The organism is Saccharothrix isguenensis (genome assembly GCF_052936305.1).
In genome coordinates this window covers 2,807,572-2,832,642 of sequence record NZ_CP193626.1, presented here as the reverse complement: position 1 = coordinate 2,832,642, position 25,071 = coordinate 2,807,572, and the positions used below count along the sequence as shown (strand labels likewise).

At 71.3% G+C, this 25,071-nt stretch carries 21 protein-coding genes and 2 pseudogenes; 12 read left to right on the top strand and 11 right to left on the bottom strand.

Annotated features, from left to right (window positions below; translation table 11 throughout):
• Positions 1 to 3: 3 nt before the first annotated feature.
• The 3 genes from ACRAKI_RS13370 to ACRAKI_RS13360 all read right to left on the bottom strand — a co-directional run bounded on the left by ACRAKI_RS13370 (position 4) and on the right by ACRAKI_RS13360 (position 3,619).
• Entirely contained in the window at positions 4 to 2,010 is a 2,007-nt protein-coding gene (locus ACRAKI_RS13370; protein ID WP_447007388.1) for a GTP-binding protein, read from the bottom strand.
• A 176-nt stretch (positions 2,011 to 2,186) separates the two neighbouring features.
• Entirely contained in the window at positions 2,187 to 3,029 is an 843-nt protein-coding gene (locus ACRAKI_RS13365; RefSeq protein WP_447007387.1) for a cytochrome c biogenesis CcdA family protein, read from the bottom strand.
• Entirely contained in the window at positions 3,029 to 3,619 is a 591-nt protein-coding gene (locus ACRAKI_RS13360) for a protein disulfide oxidoreductase (RefSeq protein WP_447007386.1), read from the bottom strand. The genes ACRAKI_RS13365 and ACRAKI_RS13360 overlap by 1 nt, the downstream gene beginning before the upstream one ends.
• 634 nt (positions 3,620 to 4,253) lie before the next feature.
• On the opposite strand from ACRAKI_RS13360, the gene ACRAKI_RS13355 reads away from it, so the two are divergent.
• Positions 4,254 to 4,799: a hypothetical protein gene (locus tag ACRAKI_RS13355; protein ID WP_447007385.1), complete on the top strand. Its 546-nt coding sequence runs from the start codon at positions 4,254 to 4,256 to the stop codon at positions 4,797 to 4,799.
• Here the strand turns inward: ACRAKI_RS13355 and ACRAKI_RS13350 are convergent.
• Both ACRAKI_RS13350 and ACRAKI_RS13345 read right to left on the bottom strand, forming a co-directional pair.
• On the bottom strand, positions 4,778 to 4,933 hold the full coding sequence (locus ACRAKI_RS13350; protein ID WP_447007384.1) for a hypothetical protein: 156 nt from the start codon (positions 4,931 to 4,933) through the stop codon (positions 4,778 to 4,780). The genes ACRAKI_RS13355 and ACRAKI_RS13350 overlap by 22 nt on opposite strands.
• Before the next feature lie 11 nt (positions 4,934 to 4,944).
• On the bottom strand, positions 4,945 to 5,523 hold the full coding sequence (locus ACRAKI_RS13345) for a hypothetical protein (RefSeq protein WP_447007383.1): 579 nt from the start codon (positions 5,521 to 5,523) through the stop codon (positions 4,945 to 4,947).
• A 2-nt stretch (positions 5,524 to 5,525) separates the two neighbouring features.
• Between ACRAKI_RS13345 and ACRAKI_RS13340 the strand changes: the two are divergent.
• Together ACRAKI_RS13340 and ACRAKI_RS13335 are read left to right on the top strand one after the other, a co-directional pair.
• Positions 5,526 to 5,993: pseudogene (locus ACRAKI_RS13340) on the top strand (LacI family transcriptional regulator); the annotation flags it as partial.
• Between the two features lie 139 nt (positions 5,994 to 6,132).
• Positions 6,133 to 6,255, top strand: a pseudogene (locus ACRAKI_RS13335) (substrate-binding domain-containing protein); the annotation flags it as partial.
• A gap of 125 nt (positions 6,256 to 6,380) precedes the next feature.
• Here ACRAKI_RS13335 and ACRAKI_RS13330 read toward each other — a convergent pair.
• Positions 6,381 to 7,004, bottom strand: coding sequence for a DUF305 domain-containing protein (locus ACRAKI_RS13330; RefSeq protein ID WP_447007382.1), 624 nt, complete (start codon positions 7,002 to 7,004; stop codon positions 6,381 to 6,383).
• Between the two features lie 150 nt (positions 7,005 to 7,154).
• On the opposite strand from ACRAKI_RS13330, the gene ACRAKI_RS13325 reads away from it, so the two are divergent.
• Both ACRAKI_RS13325 and ACRAKI_RS13320 read left to right on the top strand, forming a co-directional pair.
• Positions 7,155 to 8,654 (top strand): LVIVD repeat-containing protein, encoded by a 1,500-nt coding sequence (locus ACRAKI_RS13325; protein ID WP_447007381.1) that lies wholly within the window; start codon positions 7,155 to 7,157, stop codon positions 8,652 to 8,654.
• A gap of 234 nt (positions 8,655 to 8,888) precedes the next feature.
• Entirely contained in the window at positions 8,889 to 9,503 is a 615-nt protein-coding gene (locus tag ACRAKI_RS13320) for a hypothetical protein (RefSeq protein WP_447007380.1), read from the top strand.
• 82 nt (positions 9,504 to 9,585) lie between these two features.
• On the opposite strand, the gene ACRAKI_RS13315 is transcribed toward ACRAKI_RS13320, so the two are convergent.
• Positions 9,586 to 9,735, bottom strand: coding sequence for a hypothetical protein (locus ACRAKI_RS13315; RefSeq protein WP_447008629.1), 150 nt, complete (start codon positions 9,733 to 9,735; stop codon positions 9,586 to 9,588).
• Between the two features lie 333 nt (positions 9,736 to 10,068).
• On the opposite strand from ACRAKI_RS13315, the gene ACRAKI_RS13310 reads away from it, so the two are divergent.
• The 4 genes from ACRAKI_RS13310 to ACRAKI_RS13295 all read left to right on the top strand — a co-directional run bounded on the left by ACRAKI_RS13310 (position 10,069) and on the right by ACRAKI_RS13295 (position 14,044).
• Positions 10,069 to 12,321 carry a Vgb family protein gene (locus ACRAKI_RS13310; RefSeq protein WP_447007379.1) on the top strand — a complete coding sequence of 751 codons (2,253 nt, stop codon included), beginning with the start codon at positions 10,069 to 10,071 and terminating at the stop codon, positions 12,319 to 12,321.
• 119 nt (positions 12,322 to 12,440) lie between these two features.
• The gene (locus ACRAKI_RS13305; RefSeq protein WP_447007378.1) at positions 12,441 to 12,893 is read left to right on the top strand and encodes a hypothetical protein; all 453 of its coding nucleotides are present in this window, start codon (positions 12,441 to 12,443) and stop codon (positions 12,891 to 12,893) included.
• A gap of 153 nt (positions 12,894 to 13,046) precedes the next feature.
• Positions 13,047 to 13,250, top strand: coding sequence for a hypothetical protein (locus ACRAKI_RS13300; RefSeq protein WP_447007377.1), 204 nt, complete (start codon positions 13,047 to 13,049; stop codon positions 13,248 to 13,250).
• Positions 13,244 to 14,044 carry a hypothetical protein gene (locus tag ACRAKI_RS13295; protein ID WP_447007376.1) on the top strand — a complete coding sequence of 267 codons (801 nt, stop codon included), beginning with the start codon at positions 13,244 to 13,246 and terminating at the stop codon, positions 14,042 to 14,044. The genes ACRAKI_RS13300 and ACRAKI_RS13295 overlap by 7 nt, the downstream gene beginning before the upstream one ends.
• On the opposite strand, the gene ACRAKI_RS13290 is transcribed toward ACRAKI_RS13295, so the two are convergent.
• Together ACRAKI_RS13290 and ACRAKI_RS13285 are read right to left on the bottom strand one after the other, a co-directional pair.
• Positions 14,041 to 16,530 (bottom strand): polynucleotide kinase-phosphatase, encoded by a 2,490-nt coding sequence (locus tag ACRAKI_RS13290; RefSeq protein ID WP_447007375.1) that lies wholly within the window; start codon positions 16,528 to 16,530, stop codon positions 14,041 to 14,043. The genes ACRAKI_RS13295 and ACRAKI_RS13290 overlap by 4 nt on opposite strands.
• The gene (locus tag ACRAKI_RS13285) at positions 16,530 to 17,927 is read right to left on the bottom strand and encodes a 3' terminal RNA ribose 2'-O-methyltransferase Hen1 (protein WP_447007374.1); all 1,398 of its coding nucleotides are present in this window, start codon (positions 17,925 to 17,927) and stop codon (positions 16,530 to 16,532) included. The genes ACRAKI_RS13290 and ACRAKI_RS13285 overlap by 1 nt, the downstream gene beginning before the upstream one ends.
• Positions 17,928 to 18,211: 284 nt before the next feature.
• Here ACRAKI_RS13285 and ACRAKI_RS13280 point away from each other — a divergent pair, with 284 nt between their 5' ends.
• Genes ACRAKI_RS13280 through ACRAKI_RS13270 form a run of 3 tightly spaced genes read left to right on the top strand, consistent with a single transcriptional unit; the run spans position 18,212 to position 21,919 of the window.
• Complete coding sequence (locus ACRAKI_RS13280; protein WP_447007373.1) at positions 18,212 to 19,423, top strand: ATP-grasp domain-containing protein; 1,212 nt, start codon at positions 18,212 to 18,214, stop codon at positions 19,421 to 19,423.
• The gene (locus ACRAKI_RS13275; protein ID WP_447007372.1) at positions 19,420 to 20,700 is read left to right on the top strand and encodes an MFS transporter; all 1,281 of its coding nucleotides are present in this window, start codon (positions 19,420 to 19,422) and stop codon (positions 20,698 to 20,700) included. Before ACRAKI_RS13280 ends, ACRAKI_RS13275 begins: the two co-directional genes overlap by 4 nt.
• A 31-nt stretch (positions 20,701 to 20,731) precedes the next feature.
• The gene (locus ACRAKI_RS13270) at positions 20,732 to 21,919 is read left to right on the top strand and encodes an ATP-grasp domain-containing protein (RefSeq protein ID WP_447007371.1); all 1,188 of its coding nucleotides are present in this window, start codon (positions 20,732 to 20,734) and stop codon (positions 21,917 to 21,919) included.
• A 74-nt stretch (positions 21,920 to 21,993) separates the two neighbouring features.
• On the opposite strand, the gene ACRAKI_RS13265 is transcribed toward ACRAKI_RS13270, so the two are convergent.
• Positions 21,994 to 23,289 (bottom strand): ATP-grasp domain-containing protein, encoded by a 1,296-nt coding sequence (locus ACRAKI_RS13265; protein ID WP_447007370.1) that lies wholly within the window; start codon positions 23,287 to 23,289, stop codon positions 21,994 to 21,996.
• A 121-nt stretch (positions 23,290 to 23,410) separates the two neighbouring features.
• A complete protein-coding gene (gene ahcY / locus ACRAKI_RS13260) occupies positions 23,411 to 24,874 on the bottom strand; it encodes an adenosylhomocysteinase (protein WP_447008410.1) in 1,464 nt (487 codons plus the stop codon).
• Positions 24,875 to 25,071: the final 197 nt, after the last annotated feature.

The following is a 25,071-nucleotide window of genomic DNA, read 5'->3' as shown; positions in this document are numbered from 1 at the left end:
GGGTCACCGGCGACCGGCGGACGAGGCGCCGCTGCCGAGGTTCCGGTTGGAGACGAACCGCATGTACTGGTCGTGGTCGAGCGGGTTGCCGTCCGTCCTGGCACGGGTCGGCGGGGTGCCGCGGACCCGACGGGCAGGGCCGGGTTCGTGCCGGACCGCGCCCTCGCCGTGGGTCAGGCCGGGCAGGGCCGCGGCCAGGTCCTGCAGCGCCCTGGCCGGTATCGCGCCCGGCACGAGCCACGTCGAGCCGGACTCCACCGCCGCCCCGAGGTCGGCCCCGAGCGACAGCAGCAGGCCGGTCACCGCGCTCAGCGCGTCGTCCGGCGCCTCCACCTCGACCGCACAACCCGGCTCGTAGACGGCGTTGCGCGCCCGTTCGAACGCCCGCATCAGCACCACCGGGGTCAGGTTGCGGAAGTCGGCGGCGACGGTCGCCGGGGCCAGGTAGCCGACGTGCGTGACGGTCACCGCGCAGTCGGTCACCTCCCAGCCGTGCAGGCCCTGCTGGAGCGTCGTCACCACGGCTTCCTCGATGGCGCGGTGGTACGCCTTCGGCAGCAGGCCCGATTCGGCTTCCCTGGCCAGGGTGTTGCCGGTGCCCGGGGGCAACGGCTCCACGCGCAGGCCCACCGTCTGCCAGAACTCGTTCGGGCCGCGCTGGTCGTACTCGTGGACGGCCTCGCCCCGATGCGACGGCCGTTCGAAGTACACCGGCCGGACCTGCTCGAACACCGCGTCGATCCCGTACTCGCGCTGGAGCCGTTCGGCGATCACCTCCCGCTGCACCGCCCCGTAGAGCAGCACCGACGTCGCACCGCCGCCTGCCGCGCGGGTCCGGATCAGCGGGTCCTCGTCCGCCAACCGGGTGAGCGCGGCGTGGAGCTCGACTTCCCGGCCGTGGCACGCGGGCCGGACGACCGACTCCAGGATCGGCGGCGAGAATTGCGCCTCCGGCGTCGCGTCGTCCGGGCCCAGCCGGTCGCCGACGCGCACCTGCGGCAGACCGCGCAGCTTGCCGATGTCGCCCGCGGTGAGCTGCCGGGACGACGCGTCGCCCACGACCTCGAACGCGGCGACGCGGCCCCGGTACTGCTCGGCGGCGCCGGACGCGTTCCGCCGGTGGAAGGTGACCTGCTGCCGCCGGTGCAAGGTCCCGGAGAAGAGGCGCAGGTAGGCGACCTTCTCGCCGTTGTCGGTGCGTTCGACGGCGAACACCGTGCCGCAGAGGTCGTCGGACGACGCCGGGCGCGGCGCCAGGAAGTTCCGCAGCCCGTGCGCCAGCTCGGCCATCCCCGCACCCGACATCGCCGAGCCGAAGAAGACCGGGTGCACCAGCCCTCGGGACGTCTGGTCCCGGAGCGGTGCTAGCAGGTCCGCGGGCACGTCACCGTCCACCACACGGGCCAGCAGCGAGAGGTCGTTGTCAGCCAGGAGTTCGGCCACCTCAAGCGAGAACGCCTGATCGTCGAACGACCGGGCGACGACACCCGCGTCACGTGTGCCGAGCCGGTCGACGCGCGCCACCGGCACGACGGCCGGGGTCAGCCTCCGCCGGATCTCGGCCAGCAGGTCGTCCTGCCGGGCGCCCATCCGGTCGATCTTGTTGACGAAGACCAGCGTCGGCAGCCGCAGCCGCCGCAGGGACCTCATCAGCACCCTGGTCTGCGCCTGCACGCCCTCGACCGCCGAGACCACCAGGACGGCGCCGTCGAGCACGGACAGGGCGCGTTCCACCTCGGCGATGAAGTCCGGGTGCCCCGGCGTGTCCACCAGGTTCACCCGAAGGGGCTCACCCGGCGTGGCATCACGCAGCAGCGGATCAGGCAGCGGATCAGGCAGCGCGAACGACGCCACGGCGGAACGGATGGTGATGCCGCGACGCCGTTCCAGGTCCCCGGAGTCGGTCCGGGTGTCGCCGGAGTCGACGCTGCCGAGCTTCGGGATGGCGCCGTGGTCGAACAGCAGCCGTTCGGTGAGGCTGGTCTTACCCGCGTCGACGTGTGCGAGCACGCCCAGGTTGAGAGTGGCGATGACGGTCCTCGAAGGTGTGGGAAGGGGCACTGGGCCGGACAACACCGACGAGTCGCCGCATCTCGAACCTCCTCAGGGGATCGCTGGAGCCACCATAGGGACAACGCCAGGACCCCGCCGGCGAATTTCGCCGGCGGGGCACGGACAACGCTCGTTCAGCCGCGCGGCGCCTTGCGGCGGGCGAGCACGACGCCACCCGCGACCAGCAGCACCAGCGCCGCGAGCAGCGGCCACGGGCCGACAGCGGTGAAGGCCTCGACCAACGCGCCTTGCACGGCTGCCGCCGCGTCGATCACCGGGTCGGCCGGATCGGCGTCGCCGAAGAACAGCCGGAGTTCGTAGACCCCGTAGTAGGCGACGTACGCGCCGACCAGGACCAGCAGCACGCCGCCGATCCGCGAGATGTGCGGCAGCAACGTCCTGGCCCTGGTGGCGAGGGTGCTGTCGGTCATGGTCGCGGCGACGGCGAGCACGCCGACCACCAGCCCCATGCCCAGCGCGTAGGCGAGGAACGCCACGATGCCCTCGACCACGTCCGCACCGCCGAGCGCGGTGCCGACGACCGCGAGGAACGGCCCGATCGTGCAGGACAGCGACGCGATCGCGTAGGCGACGCCGTAGCCGAACATCGATCCCAACCGCCTGGTCGGGGCGCCCTTCGTCGGCTTGGGCAGCAGCAGGGCGAGCGTCTTCCCGGCCACCAGCAGGGCGCCGGTGACGATCAGGGCCGCGCCGATCACGACCGTGACGAACGGCAGGTAGCGCTGCACGGACGCGGCGACCGGCGCGATCACCACGCCGAAGACCCCGAACACCACCACGAACCCGGCCGTCATGACGGCGCCGGCCGCCAACGCCCGGCCGATCGCCGCCGTCCGGTCGCGGCCGTCGTCGCCGTGCACGACCAGCGCGAGGTAGGCGGGCAGCATGGCGAACCCGCACGGGTTGACCGTCGCCACCATGCCCGCCACCGCCGCGAGCAGGACGATCTCGGTCATCACGACCCCGCGAGGGCGGTGACCCGTTCACGCAACTGCTCTTCGGACAGCTGGGTCGTCACGACGTCCACCTTGCCGTCCCGGTCGACGAACGCGTACGCGGGCTGCGCGGTGACGCCGAACCGCTTCCACACCGCCGCTTCCTCGTCGGCGAGGTGCGTGAACCCGTCGAGCTTGAACCGGTCCACGAACGTCGCCATGGCCGGGACCTCGTCCAGGGCGGCGACCCCGAGGAACGTGACCGCGCCGTTGTCCTTCGCCGTGGCCGCCACACCGGGCGCCTCTCGCCGGCACTTCGGGCACCACGGCGCCCAGAACCACAGCACGGCGGGCTTGCCGGCCAGGCTCTCACCCGAGAAGTCGGCGCCGGCCACCGTCTTGGCGGTGAACTTCAGCTCCTCGGCCACCGGCGCGCTCGACGCCGGCTCGGTCGAAGCCGGGTCGGTCGGAGCCGTCGAACCGGGTGTCGCGGTGGTGGACGTAGTCGGCGCCGCGGTCTCGGAGGGCGAGCCACCGCTCGACATCGGCTCGGACCCGCAGCTCACCACCAGGGTCAGCAGGGCGACAACGGACGCGGACTTCCACAGCATCGACCACACCTCCAGGGGAACAGGTCTTGATCGTCCCCCATGCGACCGCGAAGTGGGCCATTACGAACCGCTGACGTTCGCCGGACGGTCGGTCGAACGCCGTGGAACGGCGGTGGAACCCCGAACCCCCGAACGAACCCCCGAACGCTCGGAGCACCGGAGCGGTGGCGGTGTGCCGCCCGTGCTCCGGTGCTCCGAATCAGTTCCCGCCCCCCGACGGACGTGGAACCCCTTCCCCCTCTTCCCCCTGTCCCCCCTGCCCCCCGATCCCCGGCCCCGCACCTGCTCCGGTCTGCGGGCGGTTCCCCAACCCCCTCGCTGACCTGCACTAATGATGATCCACAGCGGGCATTGCGGACAACGTCGCCCACCGGCCGCTCTGCCACCGAGTTACTTGCCGAACACCGGCAACGACGGCGGGGAAGGCGCCTGGGATCGCCCGCCGAGGTGAAGACAGGAGCAGGCGCGAAGAGTGACGGCCATACCACGGATAGCAATGTTAGAAAATCTCCCACTTGGCCGCTGTGGTTAACAGGACCGCGACTTAAGCTGGCCGTCGACCCCTGCCGCACCCCTTGCTCACATCCGGTCATCCCCGGGTCGACGAGGGCTGCTCGTCGAAAGGACAGTCCCCATGCGTACCGGTCGATTCCGCACCGCCGTCGTGGCCGCTGCCGCCGCCCTGCTCACCATCGCGGGCGCCACCAGCGCCTCCGCCGCGCCCGGCCCGCCCCACCAGGACGTCGCCTTCCAGCCGGCCGCCGACACCCCGATCACCGCGCTGGTCACGAAGTTGACGCACGCCCAGGCCGCGTCCCGCTTCAACGCCGCCGGCATCACCTGGTCGTCCAGCGGCAACTGCAGCAACCGCTACAACTCCACCTGCACGTCGTTCGACCAGCTCAACCTGACCTCGGCGCAGGGCGCGGAGACCCTCAAGCGGGCCACCGGCTGCGCGTTGCACATCACCGGCGGCACCGAGACCGGCCACGCCAGCGGCACCTACAGCCACTGGAACGGCTACAAGCTCGACTTCCGGCTCTCCACCTGCCTCGACAACTACGTCCGCGGCACGTTCGCCTACATCGGCGGCAACAAGTGGCGTTCCGGCTCCGGGAACATCTACTACCTGGAGAGCAACCACTGGGACGTCACTTACTACAACTGCGGCGGCTGCTGAGCCGTCGTGCCGGGGTGGGGGGACCGGTCGCCACACCCGGTCCCCTCATCCGCCTCAGCGAAGGCCTCGACCTCCAGCAGCCCGACCGATCCGGCCCCGCTCTGGAGCACCACCCGCAGACGGGTCGTGCTCACGCCGGTGAACGTCACCTCGTGGTACCGGTCGGGCGCCAGCGGGTACCCGCTCGCCCCGACCACGTCGACGTAGGCCTAGCTGTTCCACTGCTGCACCCGCCACGACGCGGGCACCCGCACTTCCCCAGCAGCTGCCGGGACGGGTTCCACAGCGTGGTCACCACGCCGGTGCGGATGCGGTCGGCGAGCGCCTGCGTCTCGTTCGCCTTCGCCGTGTCGCCGATGAGCGCGTACGCCTGCTGCGCGGCCACCGCGACGCTCCACACGTACGCGGTCTCGGCCCGGTCGAGGTTCCCGCCCCGCCGGTCGGACGACACCGCGTCGGCGTCGTTGCCGGTCATGGCGCCCCAGTCGTACTCGATGACGCCGTTGTTGTTCGTGTCGTAGGTGGGGGGGTTGGCCCTTGGCGTCGACTTCGGCGTACTTGGCCAGGTTGCCGGCGACGGGCGGCTGGCCGCCGTGGACCTCGGCCCGCACGAGCAGATCGGGTCGCGCAGGTGCTTGAGGTCGTCGATGTGCATCGGCCGGGTCAGCGCGATCGCGTTGTTGTAGCCGGTAACGCCCTCGATCGAGACCGTCGCGCCCGCCACCCGTGAGCGCGTGCCGCACCCCGCGGGCCGCCGACGAGCTGTCGTTCCAGCCGAACGCCCTGGGCCGCGGCCTGATCTCGGGGCGGACCCGCACCATCGGGCTGCTCACCGACGAACTCGGCGGCCGTTTCGCCATCCCGATCCTGCTGGGCGCGGAGAACGCGTTGGCGAACGAGCAGATGTCGGTGCTGCTGTGCGACGCGCGCCGTGACGCCGTCCGCCGCCGGCACCACATCAGCACGCTGCCGGCCCGGCAGGTCGACGGGTTCATCACCCTGGGCGACGACAACGACATCCGGCCGTCGCTGACCCGGGACATCCCGGTGCCGGTGGTCTACGTCCACTGCGAGTCCAGCGATCCGACCGACCTCTCGGTGATCGCCGACGACGAGGGCGGCGCACGCCTCGCCGTCGAACACCTGGTGTCGTTGCAGCGCAAGCGCATCGGCCACATCACCGGCCCGCAGACCTACCGCGCGGCACGCGACCGCGTCACCGCACTGCACCGGGTGCTGGCGGAGCACGGCCTGACGCCGGCCGGCGGCGCCCCGCTGTACGGCGAGTGGTCGCAGCGCTGGGGCAGGCACGCGGCCGGCCACCGATCCCGACTTGGACGCGGTCTTCTGCGGCAACGACCAGATCGCCACCGGCGTCGCGGACGCCCTCAGCGACTCGGGCAAGCGGATTCCCGAAGACGTGGCGATCGTCGGCTACGACAACTGGGAGGAGTTCGCCGCCGACTGCCGCCCGCCCGTGACGACCGTCGACCTGGACCTCGAACGCCTCGGCAGCCCGCTACCTGTTCGACGCCCTGGACGGCGGGACCAGCGAGAACGGCGGGAGCGGCCGACGCCGAGTCAGGGGATGGTGATCGCCTTCATGCGTTCCATCTCGTCGGTCTGGGACACGGCCACGTCGTTGGCCATCTCCTCGACCCGCACGTCCCGGCCCGAGGACAGCACCTCGACCGCCATCCGCACCGCGCCCTCGTGGTGGGCGATCATCAGCTGGAGGAAGAGCCGGTCGAACTCCGCACCGGTGGCCGCTTTCAGCGCAGCCATCTGCTCGGGGGTCGCCATGCCGGGCATGGACCCGTGGTCGACGTCCGGCAGGTCGGCGTTGTGACCGTGCCCCGGCGCGGCCTCGGCGTACTGCCGCTGCCACTGCTCCATCGCGCCGATCTCCGGTCCCTGCGTGTCGTAGATGCGCGACGCGAGGCCCCGCACGGTCTCGTTCTGGGCGCGCTCCGGCGCCAGCGCGGACATCTCCAACGCCTGCTTGTGGTGCACGATCATGCGGGCCACGTACGTCAGGTCCGCCTCGCTCGGCGCGACCCACTTGTCGGTGCCGAAGTCCTCGGGCGACAGCGTCTGCGCCTGCTCGCCCGGTCCCTGCGGCACGATGATCGACGGCTGGTCGTCCGCCTGGGACGTGCAGCCCGCCAGGACGGCCACCAACACCGCGACGAACACGACCCGCATACCGCTACCCCCTAGTGCCTCCGGTCGGCCGCCAACGTACCCGGCCGCCCGACGAGTCGGAAGCGTAAAATTCCCACCGATCAGCCCTGGTCTTTAGCCTTGCGAACGGGTAATACTGCGGTCCCTGCAAGGGTTGGAAGGGGAACCTGAATGGATGCACGCGATTCGGCCGGACGGCGCAGAACGTCGGTCGCGGCCTTGGGCGCGTTCGCGCTCAGCCTGTCCGTCCTGACCTGGGGGCCGCAGGCTACGGCCGCACCGGACGACGCCGACCTGGCCGGGCTGTCCGAGACCCAACTGTCGAGCCAGGAGCAGTCGGCCACCGGCATCCCCGGCATCGACGAGATCCGCCACAGCCGCAACGTCGAGCACTTGGCGAACCTGCCGAAGCCGGCACCCTTCACCGCCTCCTCGACGTGGTCCGACCTGGCGTTCCAGGGCAACTACGCCTTCGACGGCAACTACGACGGGTTCGTCGTCTACGACATCAGCAAGCCGCGCAAGCCGAAGATCGCCGCCTCGGTGTGGTGCCCGGGCTCGCAGAACGACATCTCGGTCAGCGGGAACCTGCTGTTCCTGTCGACCGACTCCTCCCGCTCGGACAACTCCTGCGCCAGCACGCCGCTCTCCGCGACGAACAAGGACGCGTGGGAGGGCATCAAGATCTTCGACATCAGCGACAAGGTCAACCCGCGCTACATCGCCGCGGTCGAGACCAAGTGCGGCTCGCACACGCACACGCTGGTGCCGGACAAGGCGGGCAAGGACGTCTTCCTGTACGTCTCGTCGTACGGGCCCAACGCGGCCTTCCCTGACTGCCAGCCGCCGCACGACCTGATCTCGATCGTCAAGGTGCCGCTGGCCAACCCGACGGCGGCCTCGCTGGTCGACGAGCGGGTGGTGTTCCCGGACGGCGGCAACCCCGGTCGTGACGGCACGGTGGAGACCGGCTACGTCCGCGCCACCTCCGGCTGCCACGACATCACCGCGTACCCGGCGAAGGACCTCGCGGCCGGCGCCTGCATGGGCGACGGCGTGCTGTGGGACATCTCCGACCGGCAGAACCCGCGCGAGATCGACCGCGTCCAGGACGACGTGAACTTCGCGTTCTGGCACTCGGCGACCTTCAACAACGCCGGCACCAAGGTCGTCTTCACCGACGAGCTGGGCGGCGGCGGCGCGGCGACGTGCAACGAGCAGATCGGCCCGACCCGCGGCGCGGACGGCATCTACGACGTCACCGGCGAAGGTGACGCCCGCGAGCTGGAGTTCCGCTCGTACTACAAGATCTCGCGCACCCAGGGCGACACCGAGAACTGCGTGGCGCACAACGGTTCGCTGATCCCGGTGCACGGGCGCGACATCATGGTGCAGGCCTGGTACCAGGGCGGCATCTCGATCTGGGACTTCACCGACTCGAGCAACCCCAAGGAGATCGGCTGGTTCGAGCGCGGCCCGCTGCCCGATGGTCGGGGCGGCGGCTCGTGGTCGGCGTACTACTACAACGGCTACATCTACTCGTCCGACATGGCCAAGGGCTTCGACGTGCTGGAGATCCGCGACCCGCGGACCGCGCCGGCGAAGGCGATCCGCGTCGGCGAGTTGAACGTGCAGACCCAGGGCGCCTACCGGGACCTGTTCCCGAGGTGACCCGCACGGCCTAGCCGAGCAGACGCGTCACGAGGGGCCCGCCGCGCACCAGCGGCGGGCCCCTTCGTCCGCCGCCATCCGCACGGCGATGTGTGAACAATGCATATCCCCCCCTTTTGGCACCGCATTTTCGCGGATCGGTACTCCTTAGCGGTGAATTCGTCCACAGTACGACCCCGTCCGCGTAGGATCTGGGACGATTCCTCTTCACGAATTCCTCGCGAGGAGTATTCCATGCCGGACATGACCCTCTACCGGGGTGAGCGGGGCAATGTCTGGCCGGCTCCGGCCGTGCGCCTCATCTGGGGCGGTATGACCATTCGGGATCCGTGGCCGGGCGCGCGCCTGCCGAACCAGACGGCCACCGGCGCGTGGTCCGCGCTGTCACGGGCGATCAGCACCGGCGGCGGTGGCCCGGCGGGGTTCTCACGCACGCTGCGCACGACGGGCGTCTCCTACGGCCTGACGTTCACCCGGAGGCCGATCCCGGTCGAGTCGGACTCCGACCACCACTACGTGGTCACCATCCAGCACGCGCGCACGTTCCTGCTCCGCTACGGCGGCGTCGGCGGCTGGACCCTGGGCGACGAGGTGCCGTGGGTGACCGACCCGGCCCTGGCCGACCAGGACTACGTGGTGCTGAACGGGCCGAGCGTGAGCCGGTCGACGGTGTTGGGCTACGGCCACGTCGCGGGCACGCCGGAGGTCACGTTGTTCACCGATGTGCCGACGGGGTGGGTGACGTCGGTGAACGGCCTGCCGATCGGCGCGCGCGGGGTGCGGGTGCTGACGGATTCGGCGTTGTCCGAGTCGGAACGGCTCAGGCTGGCGAAGCTGCGCCGTCCGTAGCGCCACGGCGGCCGGAGAGCGCCAACGCGACGAGCGCGGCGAGCACCCACGGCCGTCGCGTGGACCGGCGCGGGCGTGAACGTCACCGCGAGCACCAGCGCGGCGGCCACGGGGCCGCCGCGGAGGCGACCGCCACCACGAAGCACAGGTCGAACAGCAGCTCCAGCGGTGTCGCCGACCGGTGGACCTCGTCCGCCCGCCGGCCCCTCATCGGCCGGTGCCACGTCGTCATGCCCGGGGATCGCGCTTCCACCTCGGTCGTCCCGCTCGCCGCGCGGGTCGGCGGCGGCGACCAGACCGGCTCGGCCCGGATCGGCCGGATCGGCGCACAAGCCTGGGCCGACGGCAGCACGCGGCGCCGTCGACGGTCACCGTCCGGATCGCGCGAGTGGGCCGATGGGGCGAGCCTCGTTCGGAAAAGGATGAACCGCGGACCCGATTTCTGCCTGAAGGCCTACTCCCCCTTTCCGGGGCCGGTAACGCGTTCCGAGCCGCCCTCGACATGGGGTTGTCACGTGACGGAAATGCCCCGAATGCCGCCGAACCCCACCAGAAGGGCAGATCCATGCGTCACCCACGAAGATCTCTGGCGCTGGCCACCGCCGGCGCGTTGCTCCTCCCCTTCGTCATCGGCCTGCCATCGGCCTCCGCCGCGCCCGTCTCCGGTGAGAACGTCCTCTACACAACGGACGAGGACTTCGACCAGGGCGTGCTCCAGGACGTCAACCACGACGCCCCGAACAACGACCAGCTCCAGCTGAACCGCCGGAGCGTGTTCTTCCCGTACGTCAACGTCGCCGCCTCCGCGCGCGGCACGATGATCCGGATCGACGTCGACACCGGCGAGATCGTCGGCGAGTGGCTGTCCGCGCCGGAAGGCCAGGGGCGCAACCCGTCCCGCACGACCGTGGACAAGCTCGGCAACACCTGGCTGTCCAACCGCAACGAGGCCTCGGGTGGCAGGGGCTCGGTCACCCGTGTCGGCGTGATCCGGGGCGGCACCAGGGTGAACTCCGACGGCACGGCCAACCCGACCGGCGACTACCTGAAGGGGCCGTTCGGCTACAACACCTGCCTCGACCGCGACGGTGACGGCCTGATCGCCACCTCGCGCGGCCTGGGCGACGTCCGGGCGTGGACCAACGCGGGCGGCGCCGACAGCAACGGCGGCGTCACCACCGCGGTCGACGAGTGCCTGATCACCTACAGCCGGGTGGCGGGCACCCAGACCCGCACGGTCGCCGTGGACGCCGACAACAACCTGTGGACCGGCGGCGCGAACATGCAGCACCAGCTGATCTCCGGCGTGGACGGCACGGCGCTGACCGCCCCGTTCAGCCTGGGCTGCGGCGGGTACGGCGGCCTGGTCGACAAATCGGGCACGCTGTGGTCGGCCCGGTACGGCAACAACCTGCTCCGCTACGAGCCGGACACCGGCGTGGGCACCTGCCTCGGCACGTCGCACGGCGACTACGGCCTCGGCATGGACCCGCGGACCGGCGAGATCTGGCACACGGCGGTCAACGCCGGCGTCGTGGTCAAGATGGACCCGGCGGGCACCGTCCTGGGCACCTTCCCGCACGGCAACTCGCGGTCCCAGGGCGTGGCGGTCGACGAAGAGGGCAACGTGTGGGTCGCCCACGCGCTCGACTTCGGCACGACCACCGTGGGCCACCTGCGCACCGACGGCACGTACGTCGGCAACGTGGAGCTGCCCGGCGGCAACGGACCGACCGGTGTCGCGGTCGACTCGAACGGCAAGGTGTGGGTCACCAACATCCACACCAACAACGCGCAGCGCATCGACCCGGACGCCGGCCCGATCGGCGGCGGCGGGTTCCCGGTCGGCGCGGTCGACCTGACCGTGGACCTCGGTCCGGGCGCCGGCCCGTACAACTACAGCGACATGACCGGGTCGGTGCTCGGTGAGATCACCGCGCCGGTCGGCACGTGGTCGGTGGTGCAGGACGGCGGTGTCGCCGGGCAGACCTGGGGCACCGTCACCTGGAACACCGAGGCGCAGGGCAGCGTGCCGCCGGGCACGTCGATCACGGTGGAGGCGCGCACGTCCGACACCGAGGCCGGTCTGGCCGGCGAGACGTTCACGCCGGTCTCGAACGGGGTGAGGTTCGCCCGGGTCGGCCGGTACGTCGAGGTCCGGGCGACGTTGACCGCGAGCCCGTCCGGCGCCACACCGGTGCTGTCGGACCTGCGGATCAAGACGTCGGAGCGGACCGGGGTGTTCTCGTGCCAGGCGACCGCGCTGAACCTGGCGGGGATCATCGTGGCGCGGGCCAACCCGCCGGACGTGCCGTGCGTGGACGACGCCAAGGCGGTGGCCGCGGTCAACCTCTCCGCGGGCATCCTGACCGTGCGGGCGAACGCGTTGACCGCGCAGACGAACCAGACACCGGACGACCTGCTCGCCACGCCGCCGGCACCGGGCGACGGCGCGTCGTCCACCGCCAGGGTCGAGTACACCCGCATCTCCAGCCTGCTGGTGAACATCGAGGTCGGTGTGATCGAGGCGAGCGCGACGGTCACGTGCGACGACGCGATGAACCCCCACTTCGCGGGCAAGTCGCGGATCGCGAGCCTGCGGATCAACGGGCTGGCGGTGGACGTGGGCAGCGCGCCGTTGACCATCCCGCTGGTGATCGGCTCGTTGCAGTTGAACAGCACGACGACCACACCGAACAGCATCGTGCAGCGGGCGTTCGCTTTGGACACCCCGTTGACCGACGTGGTGCTCGGTGAGGCGAAGGCGAACGTGGAGCCGTTGCCGGGCGAGCGCGGTGGCAGCCCCTGCCGCGTCTGAGTCCCCCGTCCCGCTGGTGGTCGCACGTGGTGCGGCTACCAGCGGGGTCGCTCGTGGACTGGGAGATGGCCTCCGGCAAGCCGAGGGGTTCTCAGTTCGGGGCGGGTAGCGTCCCGCCCATGGCTGATCCCGGTCGCGTGCGCCGCTGGCCGGCGTACGCGTTGGCGGTGCTGTTCCTCGGTTATGCCGTGGGGAAGGCCGCCTTCGCCCTCCAGTCCCGGCTGGGCTTCCCGGGCGGACCTCCCGTGTCGTCCGCCGAGGCCGAGGGCTACTTCCTGGACCCCGCCATCGCGCAGTGGTTCGCCTCGGCGTCCGGCGTGGCGGGTGCAGGCGTCGTCCTCGCCACCGTCACGACGCTGGGGCGCGAGGTGCCGAGGGCGGTGGGGCTGGTGGTGCTGGCCGGGATGACGGTGGCCGCCGTCGGCGGCGCGGGGATCATGGTGCTGGACGGGTTCATCGGCCTCGGCGTGGGCTGGCGGTGGTACCACGGCGTCCTCGGGCTCGTGGTGGGCGCGCTGTCCCTGGAGGTGGTGCGGGCGTACGTGGTGGTGACGAGACGTGTCACGGCCTGATCGGACCCCGGCAGGGCGGGTGCGGCGCGGTTGTGTGCGCTGCGGCGTACGGGTCGATGAAGCTGCCCAGGCGTTGGGGGCGACTGCGTTGGCGGACAAGGACCCGCTGCCGCACACCTGCGCGACAAGCTGCTCGCCCGCGATCCGTTCTTCGTGGCGAGCCACTGGGTGCCGGCGGGCGCTGCGGTCGTCGGTGCCGTCGTCGGTGCCGTCGTCGCGCCGGCCACCGTGCGGCCGTGGGGTACGGTGATCCCGCGTCGGCTGCTGCTCCTGATCACGTGGGCGCTGGGCGCCTTCATGATCGTCCGGTCGGTCGGGGTGGTGGGTTCGGCTTCGTCGGTGACGCGCTCGTGCTGACCGGCGTCCGCCCGCCACCGGCCGAACACGCCGACCTGGCCCGCGTGCCGGCGTGGTGGGACCTGCCCCTCGACGTCCAGGAACGGCTGGCGGTCGATCGCATCCCCGGTGTCCGTGCGGACCTCGCCGCCAACCCCTGCGTGGTGGCGGAGTCGATCCTGCGCGAACTGGCGAACGACGAGTGCGCGAACGTGCGGCTGGGCGTGGCGCACAACCCGTCCGTCCCGCTGGACGTGCTCACACGACTGGCCGAGTCGACCCGGATCGGGCCGAGCCGGGTGCCCCGCGTGATGACCGCGACCGACGAGGAACTGCGCCTTCTCGCGGCGTCACCGTCCGCACGGGTCCGCATGCTGGTGGCCCAGCGCACCGCGCTGCCGGCGGACGTCTTCGAACTGCTCGTGGCGGACGACGACATCCGCGTCGCCAAGGGGATCGCCCCGCACCCCGCCCTGTCGGCGGACCGGGTGCGGGCACTCGCCGCGCGGCACGGGCCGGGCCTGTTCCGCGTGCTCGCGACGAATCCCCACTGCACCCCGGACCTGCTGCACCACATGGCGGGCAACGCCACCGCGCGCCGGACCTACCGCGCGGTCGCCGAACACCCGAACACCCGCGCGGAGACCTTGCTGCTCTGCCTCGGGGACGACACCGCGCGACGGTGGGCGGCGGAGCACCCGAACCTGCCGACCGACGTCCTGGTCGCCCTCGTGGACGACCCGGACCTGGCCGGGCACGCCGCCGCGAACCCGTCACTCCCCGTCGAGCTGATGGAGCGGTTGATCACCCGCTAGAGCCGGGGGTCGACCGGCTCCGACTCCAGCGCGAGCACGGCGAACACGCACTCGTGCACCCGCCACAGCGGCTCGCCGCGGGCGACGCGCTCCAACGCCTCCAGCCCCAGCGCGTACTCGCGGATCGCGAGCGACCGCTTCGCCCCCAGACCGCGCCTGCGCAGGCGTTCCAGGTTCTCCGGCTCGGTGTAGTCCGGGCCGTAGATGATCCGCAGGTACTCGCGCCCGCGCACCTTCACACCCGGCTGCACCAGGCCGCGGTCACCGCGCACCAGGTTCGCCAACGGCTTGACGACCATGCCCTCGCCGCCGTCCGCCGTCAGGTCCTCCCACCAGCGGACACCTGCCGCTACCCGCTCGTCGTCGGTCGTGTCGACCACCAGGTGACGGGTGCGGGTGAACAGGTCGCCCCGGAGCCGACCCAGCACGTCCAGGTGCCACAGGTGGTCCCGGTCGTGGAACGTCCGGCCGCGTGCGGCGAGAAGCTGGAACGGCGCGATGCTGACGCCCTCCAGCCCGTCGGTCGGCCGGCAGTACCTCCGGTAGGCCTCGCGGTAGCCGGCGGCGTTCACCAGCCTGCTCTCGGTGCGGCGCAAGAGGTCCGCGACGTCGACGCCGCGCTTGGCGGCCACCGCGAGGACGTCGACCGCCGCGCCGAGCGCGCCCGTCGCCGCCGCGCCGACCGAGGCGTACTGCTCCTTGATCAGCCCGGCCGCCTTGGCGTTCCACGGCAGCAGCTCGGCGTCGAACAGCAGCCAGTCGGTGTCGAACTCGTCCCACAGACCGGCCCTCGTCACCTCCTCGCGGACGCGCGCCAGCAGCTCGTCGCCCAGCGGCGAGTCGAAGAACGCGCGGCCGGTGCGCGTGTGGACGACGCCTCCCGAGTCCTTCCGCACCAGGACCACGGCCCGCGAGCCCATGTGCTTCTCCTCGCAGATCACCTCGCGCACGCCCACGTTCCGGTACTCCGCGAAGGCGTCCTCCGGGTGCTCCAGCACGTCCGGCCGCCGGGAGGTCGCCGTGGGCGCCATCGTCGGCGGCAGGTACAGCAGCGCGTGCGGGTCGATCGCGAAGCGGCTCATGACCTCCAACGCGGACGCGGCCTGCTCCGGGCGCACGGCGACCCGGCCGCGGTGGGCCGTCTCCACGAACCTGTTGCCCGTGACGTCGGACAGGGCGAGCACGTCCGGCTCGCGTTCCGCCTCCGGCACGACCAGCGGGCGCACCGGCTCGTACCAGATTTGGTGCGCGTGGACCGAAACGACCTCGCGCTCCGGGTAGCGCAACGCGGTCAGCTCGCCGCCGAACACCACGCCCGTGTCCAGGCACATGGTGTTGTTGACCCACTCCACCTCCGGCATCGGCGTGTGCCCGTAGAGCACCGTCGCCTTGCCCCGGTACTCGGTCGCCCACGGGTAGCGCACCGGCAGGCCGTACTCGTCGGTCTCCCCGGTGGTGTCGCCGTAGAGCGCGAAGCTGCGGACCCGTGCCGACGCACGGCCGTGGAAGCGCTCCGGCAGTCCCGCGTGCGCGATCACCAGGTCGCCGCCGTCCAGCACGTAGTGCGCGATCAGGCCGTCGCAGAACCGCTCGGCCTTCGCGCGGAACTCCTCCGACTCGGCCGCGAGCTGCGCGAGCGACTCCGCCAGACCGTGCTTGACCTGCACCTTGCGGCCGCGCAGCGCGCGCACCAGCTTCTGCTCGTGGTTGCCGCACACCGCGAACGCGTGGCCGGCCTCGACCATGCCCATGACCAGGCGCAGCACACCGGGCGTGTCCGGGCCTCGGTCGACCAGGTCGCCGACGAACGCCGCGCGCCTGCCCTCGGGCGGGACGGCGTCCACCGGACGTCCCTCCGCGTCGCGCACCAGCGCGTAGCCGAGCTTGACGAGCAGGTCCTCCAGCTCCGCGCGGCACCCGTGCACGTCGCCGATCACGTCGAACGGACCGGTCTCGTGGCGCAGGTCGTTGAGCAGCTTCTCCGGCACGATGACGGCTTCGTCCACCTCGGACTGGGTGCGCAGCACGTGCACCCGCTTGAAGCCCTCCTTGCCGAGGAACTTCAGCGACTTCCGCAACGCCATCCGGTGCCGTCGCACGACGTGGGCGCCGAAGTCGCGGTCCGGTCGGGTGGCGTTGCGCGCCAGGCAGACCTCCTCGGGGGTGTCCAGCACGATGGCGACCGGCAGCACGTTGTGCTCGCGGGCCAGCTCGACCAGGTGCGCGCGGTCGGCCCGCTGCACGTTCGTCGCGTCGACGACGGTCGTGCGGCCCGCGTCCAGGCGCTTGCCCGCCACGAAGTGCAGCACCTCGAACGCGGCGGCGGACGCGGACTGGTCGTTCTCGTCGTCGGCGACCAGACCGCGGAAGTAGTCGCTGGACAGCACCTGCGTGGGCAGGAAGTGCTTGCGCGCGAACGTGGACTTGCCCGAACCGGACGCGCCGACCAGCACCACCAGGCACAGGTCCGGGATCTTGAGCTCCATCAGTTGTCCCCCAGGCTGCTGTGCTCGACCGAGCTGCTGTGCTCGACCAGGCAGAAGACCGCGAGCTGCGTCGGCGCGCCGCGTTCGGCGTCCACCGGCCCGATCGGCAGGTGGCGCACGGTGTAGCCGTGCCTGCCGGCGACGGCGTCCGTCCACTCCTCGAACTCGGCCCTGGTCCACTCGAACCGGTGATCCGAGTGCCGGTGCTGACCTTCCGGCAGCGTCTCGAACAGCGCGTTGTACTCGACGTTCGGCGTGGTGACCAGGACCGTGCGCGGACGGGCGACGACGAACACCGAGTGCTCCAACGCGGGCAGCCGGTCCGGGTCGAGGTGTTCCACGACCTCCATCAGCACGGCGGCGTCATAGCCCTTCAGCTCCGGGTCGGCGTAGGTCAGCGACGACTGGCGCAGCGTGAGCCGGGCGCGCTGACGGTCCGACATCGCGTCCAGCTTGAGCTTGCGCGCGGCGGTGGCGAGGGCGCGTGCGGACACGTCCACGCCCTGGATCTCGACGAACTCCGGGTGCCCGAGGAGGGCGCGCAGCAACGCGCCGTCACCGCAGCCGAGGTCCAGGACCTTGCGCGCGCCGGACTGCCGGAGCTGGTCGAGGATCGCCTCCCGGCGCTGCGCGGCGAGTGAGACCTCGGGTTCGGTGAGCGCGTTGTCCAACTCCTCCGGGTCCATTTCCTCGACATCGGCCAGGCGGGACAGCGCGGACTGCACCAGCGGACGTCGGCGCATCAGGTAGCGGGTGGTGATCAGCTCCCGGTCCGGGTGCGCGCCGAGCCACCCCTCCCCCGCGCGCAGCAGCTTGTCCACCTCGTCCTCGGCGACCCAGTAGTGCTTGTTGCCGTCGAGGACGGGGAGCAGCACGTAGAGGTGCTTCAGGGCGTCGGACAGGGTCAGCGTGCCGGTGAGGGTCACGTCGGCGTACCGCGAGTCGCCGCCGTCGCCGAGCCCTTCCCCGAGCGGGACGGGGGTGATGTGCGCGGTCCAGCCGAGCGGGGTGAACAGGCGTTCCACCAGGCGGTGCGGCAGGACCGGGACGCGGACCGTCAACGGGATCGGCGTGGCGGCGACGTCCTCGTGCGTCTTGCTGCGGCCGTTCATCGCGGTGCGGAAGACCGAGCCGAGGGCGACGGTCAGCAGCGAGCCGGCGACGTACGGGCGGTCGTTGACGTACTGGGTCAGCGTGCTGCCGGGTCCGCGCACCAGGGCGATCGGGTCGACCTCCAGCAGCAGCGCGACCGTGCACTCCTCCTCGTCCGCACGCGGGTAGAAGACGTGCGCGGTGCCGGAGGACGTGGTGAACGACTGCGCGCGCTCCGGATGCTTGTGCAGGAGGTGGCTGAGGTCGGTGGCCGGTCGGTGGGTCGTGGTCAAGGTGAGCAGCACGCCGTCGAGTGTGGACGACCCCCTCCCCTCCGCGCTGCCGAATTACCGCGAGACCTCCCGTTCGTCGGGTGCCGACGCGCCGGGCGAAATGGTTTGGCGAGTGCCGGCAATTCGATGACAAATTCACGGATAACAGGAGACAATGGGAGTCCGCACGGCTTCGGAGTCACGCTGATCCGTTTGGCCCACAGTGGCGCATCCGACTGTGGACTACCCTCGATCACGCCTCGCCGCGCGGTTCGGCGGGGCATTGCACGTGCTGCACCGGCGACCGGAAGATTTCCATGCGAATTTTAGTCCTGCACCGCGTTCCGGACACCTTGGTCCGGTATGCGGAGAGTATCGACCACCACGCGCACGAGGTCACCTACATCGGCGTGCCCGACCGCGCGGACACCATGCCGGCCGGCGTCCCGGCCCGCCGCCTCAGCCGCCCCGGCACGGGACCGGCGCACGAGGAGATCATCGCCGCGCTCGCCGGTGAACCCGCGCCCGACGTCGTGATCGCGCTGTCCGAGTACGACTTGCTGACCGCCGCCCGGGTGCGCGAAGCCCTCGGCGCGCCCGGTCCGACCGAGGCGGAAGTGCTGCCCTACCGGGACAAGGTGGCGATGAAGGCCGCCGTCGACGCGCAGGGTCTGCGCACGCCGCGCTTCCTGGGGCTGACGACCGCGCTGGCCGCGCCCGACGAAGTGCCGTGGTCCGGCGCGACCGTGCTCAAGCCGCTGTCCGGCGCGTCCAGCGAGGGCGTCACCCGCCACCCGGGTGTCAAGGGGGCGTTGCAAGCGGCACGAAGCATGGGTGTCGACGCGGACGAGTACGAGATCGAGGAGTTCGTCGAGGGCCCGATCATCCACGTGGACGGTCTGGTGGCCGACGGCGCGGCCGTCACCGTGGTGGTGAGCCGGTACGTGAACACCTGCCTCGCCTACGCCGAAGGGGAACCGCTCGGCTCGGTGCAGATCGACACCGACCCCGAAGTCGTGGACTGGGTGTTGCGCTGCCTCGCCGCGGTGAACATCGCCACCGGCCCGTTCCACCTGGAAGCCATCGAAGGCCCGGACGGCCTGGTGTTCCTGGAGGTCGGCGCGAGGTTCGGCGGCGCGGACGTGGTGGACACCTTCGAGTTGGCGACCGGCGTGCGCCTCCCGTCGGCCCAGTTGCGGCTGCTGGTGGAAGGCGCGAGCGCCCACATCCCGAACCGCGTGCCGGCGCCGGACGCGCGGTACGGCTGGTTCGTCTGGCCCGGCCACACGCTCGGCACCACGCACTGCCGCGTGTCCGGCGCCGAGGAGTTCGCGGAGCACCCGCTGGTGTGGCGCTGGGTGCAGCGCGCCGCCGACGAGCCGGTGTCGCGGACGATCACCTACGCCGACGCGCACGTCCCCCTGGCCGGTGTGACGGGCCCGGCGGGCAGCGACGACATGGCCCGGCTGATGGCCGAGATGTTCGCCGCGGTCAAGGTCGGGCCCGCCATGCCGGAGAACGGGGCGTGAAGGGCGCGGAGCCCTTGCCCGCGCGCGGTCTGCGTGCCCGTGCACGGGCGTTGCTCCCGGAGGGGCGCGGCGCGCGCTGGCTGGTCGGCGCGTCGTTCATCGACTCGCTCGGCACCGGGCTGTTCATCGCGGGTTCGGCGCTGTTCTTCACCAAGGTCCTCGGCCTGAGCACCGGCCAGGTCGGCATCGGCCTCACCATCTCGGGCATCGCGGGCCTGCTCGGCACGCCGATCATCGGCCGGCTCGCGGACCGGATCGGACCCAAGCGGGGCCTGGTCGCGCTGTACGGCTGGCGGGGCGCGTGCTTCGTGCTCTACCCGTTCGCCGACACCCCGGTGTTGTTCTACGGGGTCGCGTTCCTGGTCGGGTTCGCCGAGTGGAGCAGCGGACCGCTCACGCAGTCCCTGGTCGGCACGATCTCCACCGGTGAGCGGCGGGTGCGGACGATGGCGGTGATCGGTTCGGTCCGCAACGTCGGCTTCACCGGCGGCGCGCTCCTGGCCACCGGAGCCGTCGCCGCCGGAGACCCGCGTTTCTACACGGCCCTGGTCCTGGCCGACGCGCTGACGTTCCTCCTCGCGGCCGTGATGCTCGCGCGACTGCCCTTCGTCGGCGTGGCACCGGTCAACGCGGTGCCCGCGGGCGAGGACGCGACGACGTCCGCGACCGCCGCCGTCGCCATGGTGCGGGACGTGAAGTTCCTCCTGCTCACCGGGCTCAACGGGATCCTGTACCTGCACTCGATCCTGCTGACCGTCGGCCTGCCGCTGTGGATCAGCACGCAGACGTCGACACCCCTGGCCGTGGTCGGTGTGGTCGTCGTGGTCAACACGGTGATGGTGATCCTGCTCCAGGTGCCCTTGAGCCGCGGTGTCGAAGGCCTGCGCCCCTCGGCCCGCCGCCAGCTGTGGGCCGGGTGGCTCCTGGGCGCGTGCTGCGTGCTCGTCGCGTTCACCCCGGACGTCAGCGCGACGTGGGCGGTCGTGCTCGTGCTGGCCGCCGTGATCGCCATGACGCTCGGCGAGATCTGGCAGTCCATCGGCGCGTGGGGCATCTCGTACGCGCTGAGCCCGGAACACCGCCGGTCGACGTACCTGTCGGTGTACCACCTGGGTCTGACGGGGTCGAGCGTGGTCGGGCCGGCACTGATCACCTTCGCCGTGATCGGTGTCGGGCCGTTCGGCTGGCTCGGCCTCGGCGCCGCGTTCGTGCTGACGGGTTTCGCCGTCTCGGTGGTCTCCCGGCGGGCGGACGCACCGGCGATGGCGCACAACTGACGGATCGTTCCGAGAACTGGGGGTAGGCGGCGTGCAGACGCTGTTGTTGGTGGGGGTCGGGCGCATGGGGCTGCCGTACCTGGCGGCAGGGCGTGCGCTGGGTGCGAGGGTCGTGGCCGTGGAGACGGCGCAGAAGGCGGAGTCGATCGCGGGGCTCGTGGACCACCTGACGGTCGCCCGGGGCGGTTCCGACGAACTGTGGGCCGAGGGCGCGTTCGCCGCCGTCGCCGCCGAACGGCCGGACGGCGTGATCGCCTTCAGCGAGCCGCAGGTCCTGGCCGCGTCGATGGTGCAGGAGGAACTGGGCCTTCCGGGACCTTCGCTGCGCGCGGGCGTGATCTCGCGCAACAAGGCGCTCCAGCGCGGCCGTTTCGCGGCGGCGGGCATCGCCCAGCCGGACCACCTCGTCGTCGACGACCTGGCCGGCGCCGCCGAGTGGGCGCTGGAACGGTTGCCGGTGGTGGTCAAGCCGCTGTCCATGGCGGGCAGCATGGGCGTCGAACTGGTGCCGGACGCGGCGGCGTTCGCCGAGGTGGCCGCGCGCCGGGCGGGCGAAGGTCGGCTCCTGGTCGAGCGGGCCGTCGAGGGCCCCGAGTACAGCTGGGAGGCGCTGGTCGTCGACGGCGCGGTGTGGTTCGCCAACGTCACCGCCAAGGAGACCACCGGGCCGCCGAACTTCATCGAGGTCGCCCACCGGTCGGCCGCCGACGTCACCGACGACGTGCGGACCGGGATCGACCGGTTCGGCGCGGACGTGCTGGCCGCGATGGGGATGCGCAGCGGCCTGGTGCACCTGGAGTTCCGGCTCACCGACGTCGGGCCGGTGCTGATGGAGGTCGCCGTGCGCACCCCCGGCGACCACCTGATGGAGCTGCTGGGCCTGACCTACGGCCTCGACTGGTTCGAGCTGGTGGCGCGCGTCGCGCTCGGCCGCGGGCTGCCGGCGGCCCCGACCGGACCGATCCGGTACGCGGCGAGCTACCTGCCGCTGGCCACCGCCGGCACCGTCACCGCGATCCGCGGTCTGGAAGCGGTGCGCGAGCACAAGGCGGTCGTGGAGGCGGGCCTCGCCGTGGCCGTCGACTCCGTGGTCGAGCCCGCGCGCTCCTCCAACCAGCGGGTCGGCCAGGTGCTGCTGGCCGCCGGCGACCGGGTCGAGCTGGAGGCCGCGCTCGCGGAGGTCCGGCGGGCCCTCGTGGTCGAGACCTCGCCGCGCTGACGTCCGGGTGCGCGGCGGCGGGTTCCGCCGCCGCGCACCCCCGGACTCACTCCTCGGGCGTCACTCCGCAGGCGTCACTCCGGGGGAGCCACCGTGAACAGCTCGTCGGTGCGCCGCGCCGCCAGGTCGTCCACGTGCGACCGGAACAACTTGGCCTCGTCCTCGGTCGGCTCGGCCTTGAACGCCTCCAGCACGCCGTCGCGCGCGAGGTACGAGGTGGCCGGGCGGGACGTGTCGCCGACCTTGGCGGTGAGGTAGAGGCCCAGCTCGTCCCGGGTCAGCCCTTCCACCGGGCGCACGTCGCTGATCGTGCCGGCGGGCGCCTTGAGGAACGCGGTGGCGCCGATGCCGCGCGCGGTGCGCGGGAACTCAGGGAAGCCGTCGAACGGCCGCAGGTAGGACGCGTAGTGCACGTCGTACGGGCTGTACCCGTACACCCGGTCGATCAGGTCCATGATCCCGTCGCCGCCGGGTCGCCCGGCGACCTCGACCACGCTCAGCCGGTCGCCGTTCACCAGCACCTCGACGTGCGCCAGGCCGCGGGTGATGTCCAGCGCCGCGCACGCGTCCAGGGCGACCTGCCGCAGCGCTTCGTTGTCGCTGTCCTGGCTGGGCACGAGCTGGCCCCGCTCGGTGAAGTAGGGCGGGCCGGCCTTGGACTTGTCGGTCACCGCGAGCACCGCGCGGTGGTCGTCCCAGTTCGCCACCTCCACGGACACCTCGTGGGTCGCGTCCACGAACTCCTCGGCCTGGAAGCGGCCGTCGGAGAAGTCGTAGATCGGCGCGATCTCCAGCAGCGAGTCGCGGCAGTAGTCGAAGGCGGCGGGCAGCTCGTCGGTGTGGTCGACCTTGATCGTGCCGACGTTGCCGGCGAAGTCACGCGGTTTGAGCACGAGGGGGAACGTCAGTTCGGCCGCGGCGGCCCGCAACTCGTCCAGGGTGGAGAACAACCGGTGCTTCGCGCACGGCACGCCGGCGGCCTCGAACGCCACCTTCATGGTGTGCTTGTCCCGCGACCGGGCCAGCGCCTCGTCGGACAGCCTGCGGAGCCCGTAGTGCTTGGAGATGGCGACCGAGACGTGCACGCACATCTCGATGATCGGCGCGACGGCCTGGGGCCGCAGGCCGGTCCGCTGCTCGAACTCCCGCACGGCGTCCAGCGCCTGCTCGGCGTTGTAGTAGTCGGCTTCGAGGACGTGGTCGAAGAACCGGTTCAGCTGGCCGGCCGCCGGCGACGCGCTCATGCCCAGCACCGGCCCGGGGTAGGTGCGCAACGCGGAGACGATCGCGCGTTCGCGTAACAGGATGTCCGCACCGAGGACCAGGAGGTACCGGTCCCCGGTGGCTGCCGCCGCGGAAAGGTTGAACATGCGTTTCCTCCGGTGCACAGGACGACCGGCTGTCGCCCCCGGTGAGAACGGGGGCGACAGCCGGTCGGCGTGGTGTCAGTTGCAGTGCTCGCCGGTGGCAGCGCTCGCCACCGGCAGTGCCTCAGTAGCGGTAGTGGTCCGGCTTGTACGGGCCGTTCTCGTCCACGCCGAGGTACTCGGCCTGGACCTTCGTGAGCGGCGTCAGCTTCGCGCCGACCGCGCTCAGGTGCATCCGCGCGACCTTCTCGTCCAGGTGCTTCGGGAGCATGTAGACCCCGACGCCGTACTCCTCGCGCTTGGTGTGCAGTTCGATCTGCGCGATGGTCTGGTTCGAGAACGACGAGGACATCACGAAGCTCGGGTGGCCCGTGGCGTTGCCCAGGTTGAGCAGGCGGCCCTCGGACAGCACGATGATCGAGTGCCCGTCCGCGAACTTCCACTCGTGGACCTGCGGCTTGATCTCGATGCGCTCGATGCCGGGCACCCGGGCGAGCCCGGCCATGTCGATCTCGTTGTCGAAGTGGCCCACGTTGCCGACGATCGCGTTGTGCTTCATCTTGGCCATGTCGTCGGCCATGATGATGTCGCGGTTGCCGGTGGTGGTGATGAAGATGTCGCCGTCGGCGATCACGTCGTCCAGCACGACGACCTGGAGGCCGTCCATCGCCGCCTGGAGCGCGCAGATCGGGTCGATCTCGGTGACCACGACGCGGGCGCCCTGACCGCGCAGGGACTCGACCGCGCCCTTGCCGACGTCGCCGTAGCCGCACACGACCGCGAGCTTGCCCGCGATCATCACGTCCGTGGCGCGGTTGATGCCGTCGATCAGGGAGTGGCGGATGCCGTACTTGTTGTCGAACTTGCTCTTCGTCACCGAGTCGTTGACGTTGATGCCCGCGAACAGCAGCTTGCCGGCCTTGTGCAGCTGGTAGAGCCGGTTGACGCCGTTCGTGGTCTCCTCGGTCACACCGATGATGGACTTCGCCATGTCGGTGTACCGGGTCGGGCTGGTCTCGAGCGAGCGCCGCAGCGACTCGAGGATCAGCTTGTGGTCCTCGGGGTCGTCCTCGGCGGCCGACGGCACGACGCCGGCGGCTTCGTACTCGACACCCATGTGCACCAGCAGGGTGGCGTCACCGCCGTCGTCCACGATCGAGTCGGGGCCGCTGCCGTCCGGCCACGTCAGCAGCTGCTCGGTGCACCACCAGTACTCCTCCAGCGTCTCGCCCTTCCAGGCGAACACGGAGCTGCCCTTGGGGTTGTCGACGGTGCCCTCGGGGCCGACGACGACCGCCGCGGCGGCGTGGTCCTGGGTCGAGAAGATGTTGCAGCTCACCCACCGGACGTCGGCGCCGAGGGCGGCGAGCGTCTCGATGAGCACGGCGGTCTGGATCGTCATGTGCAGCGAACCGGCGATCTTCTTGCCCGCGAGGGGCTGCTGGGGGCCGTATTCCCTGCGCAGCGCCATCAGGCCGGGCATCTCCTGCTCGGCGAGCTGGATCTCCTTCCGGCCGAACGGGGCCAAGGACAGGTCCGCGACCTTGAAGTCGGCCACCGAGCCCCCACTGTCGGCGGTCAGCTGGATCGTCACGTAGTTCTCCTCCGGGTCGCGTCTGACTGACAAACTCCGGCAGGGCCGTGCACGGCGTAATCGGTCGTCCTGGTCACCCGGCCGAGCGTCGTTCCCCCACCTCGGGCGAGCCCTCGTCTCGCCGCCAGCGAGCTTATCGCGTTGGCGGCGACCGTCACGCCGTGCCGTTGCGTGGGTGCGGTACGGCTGAT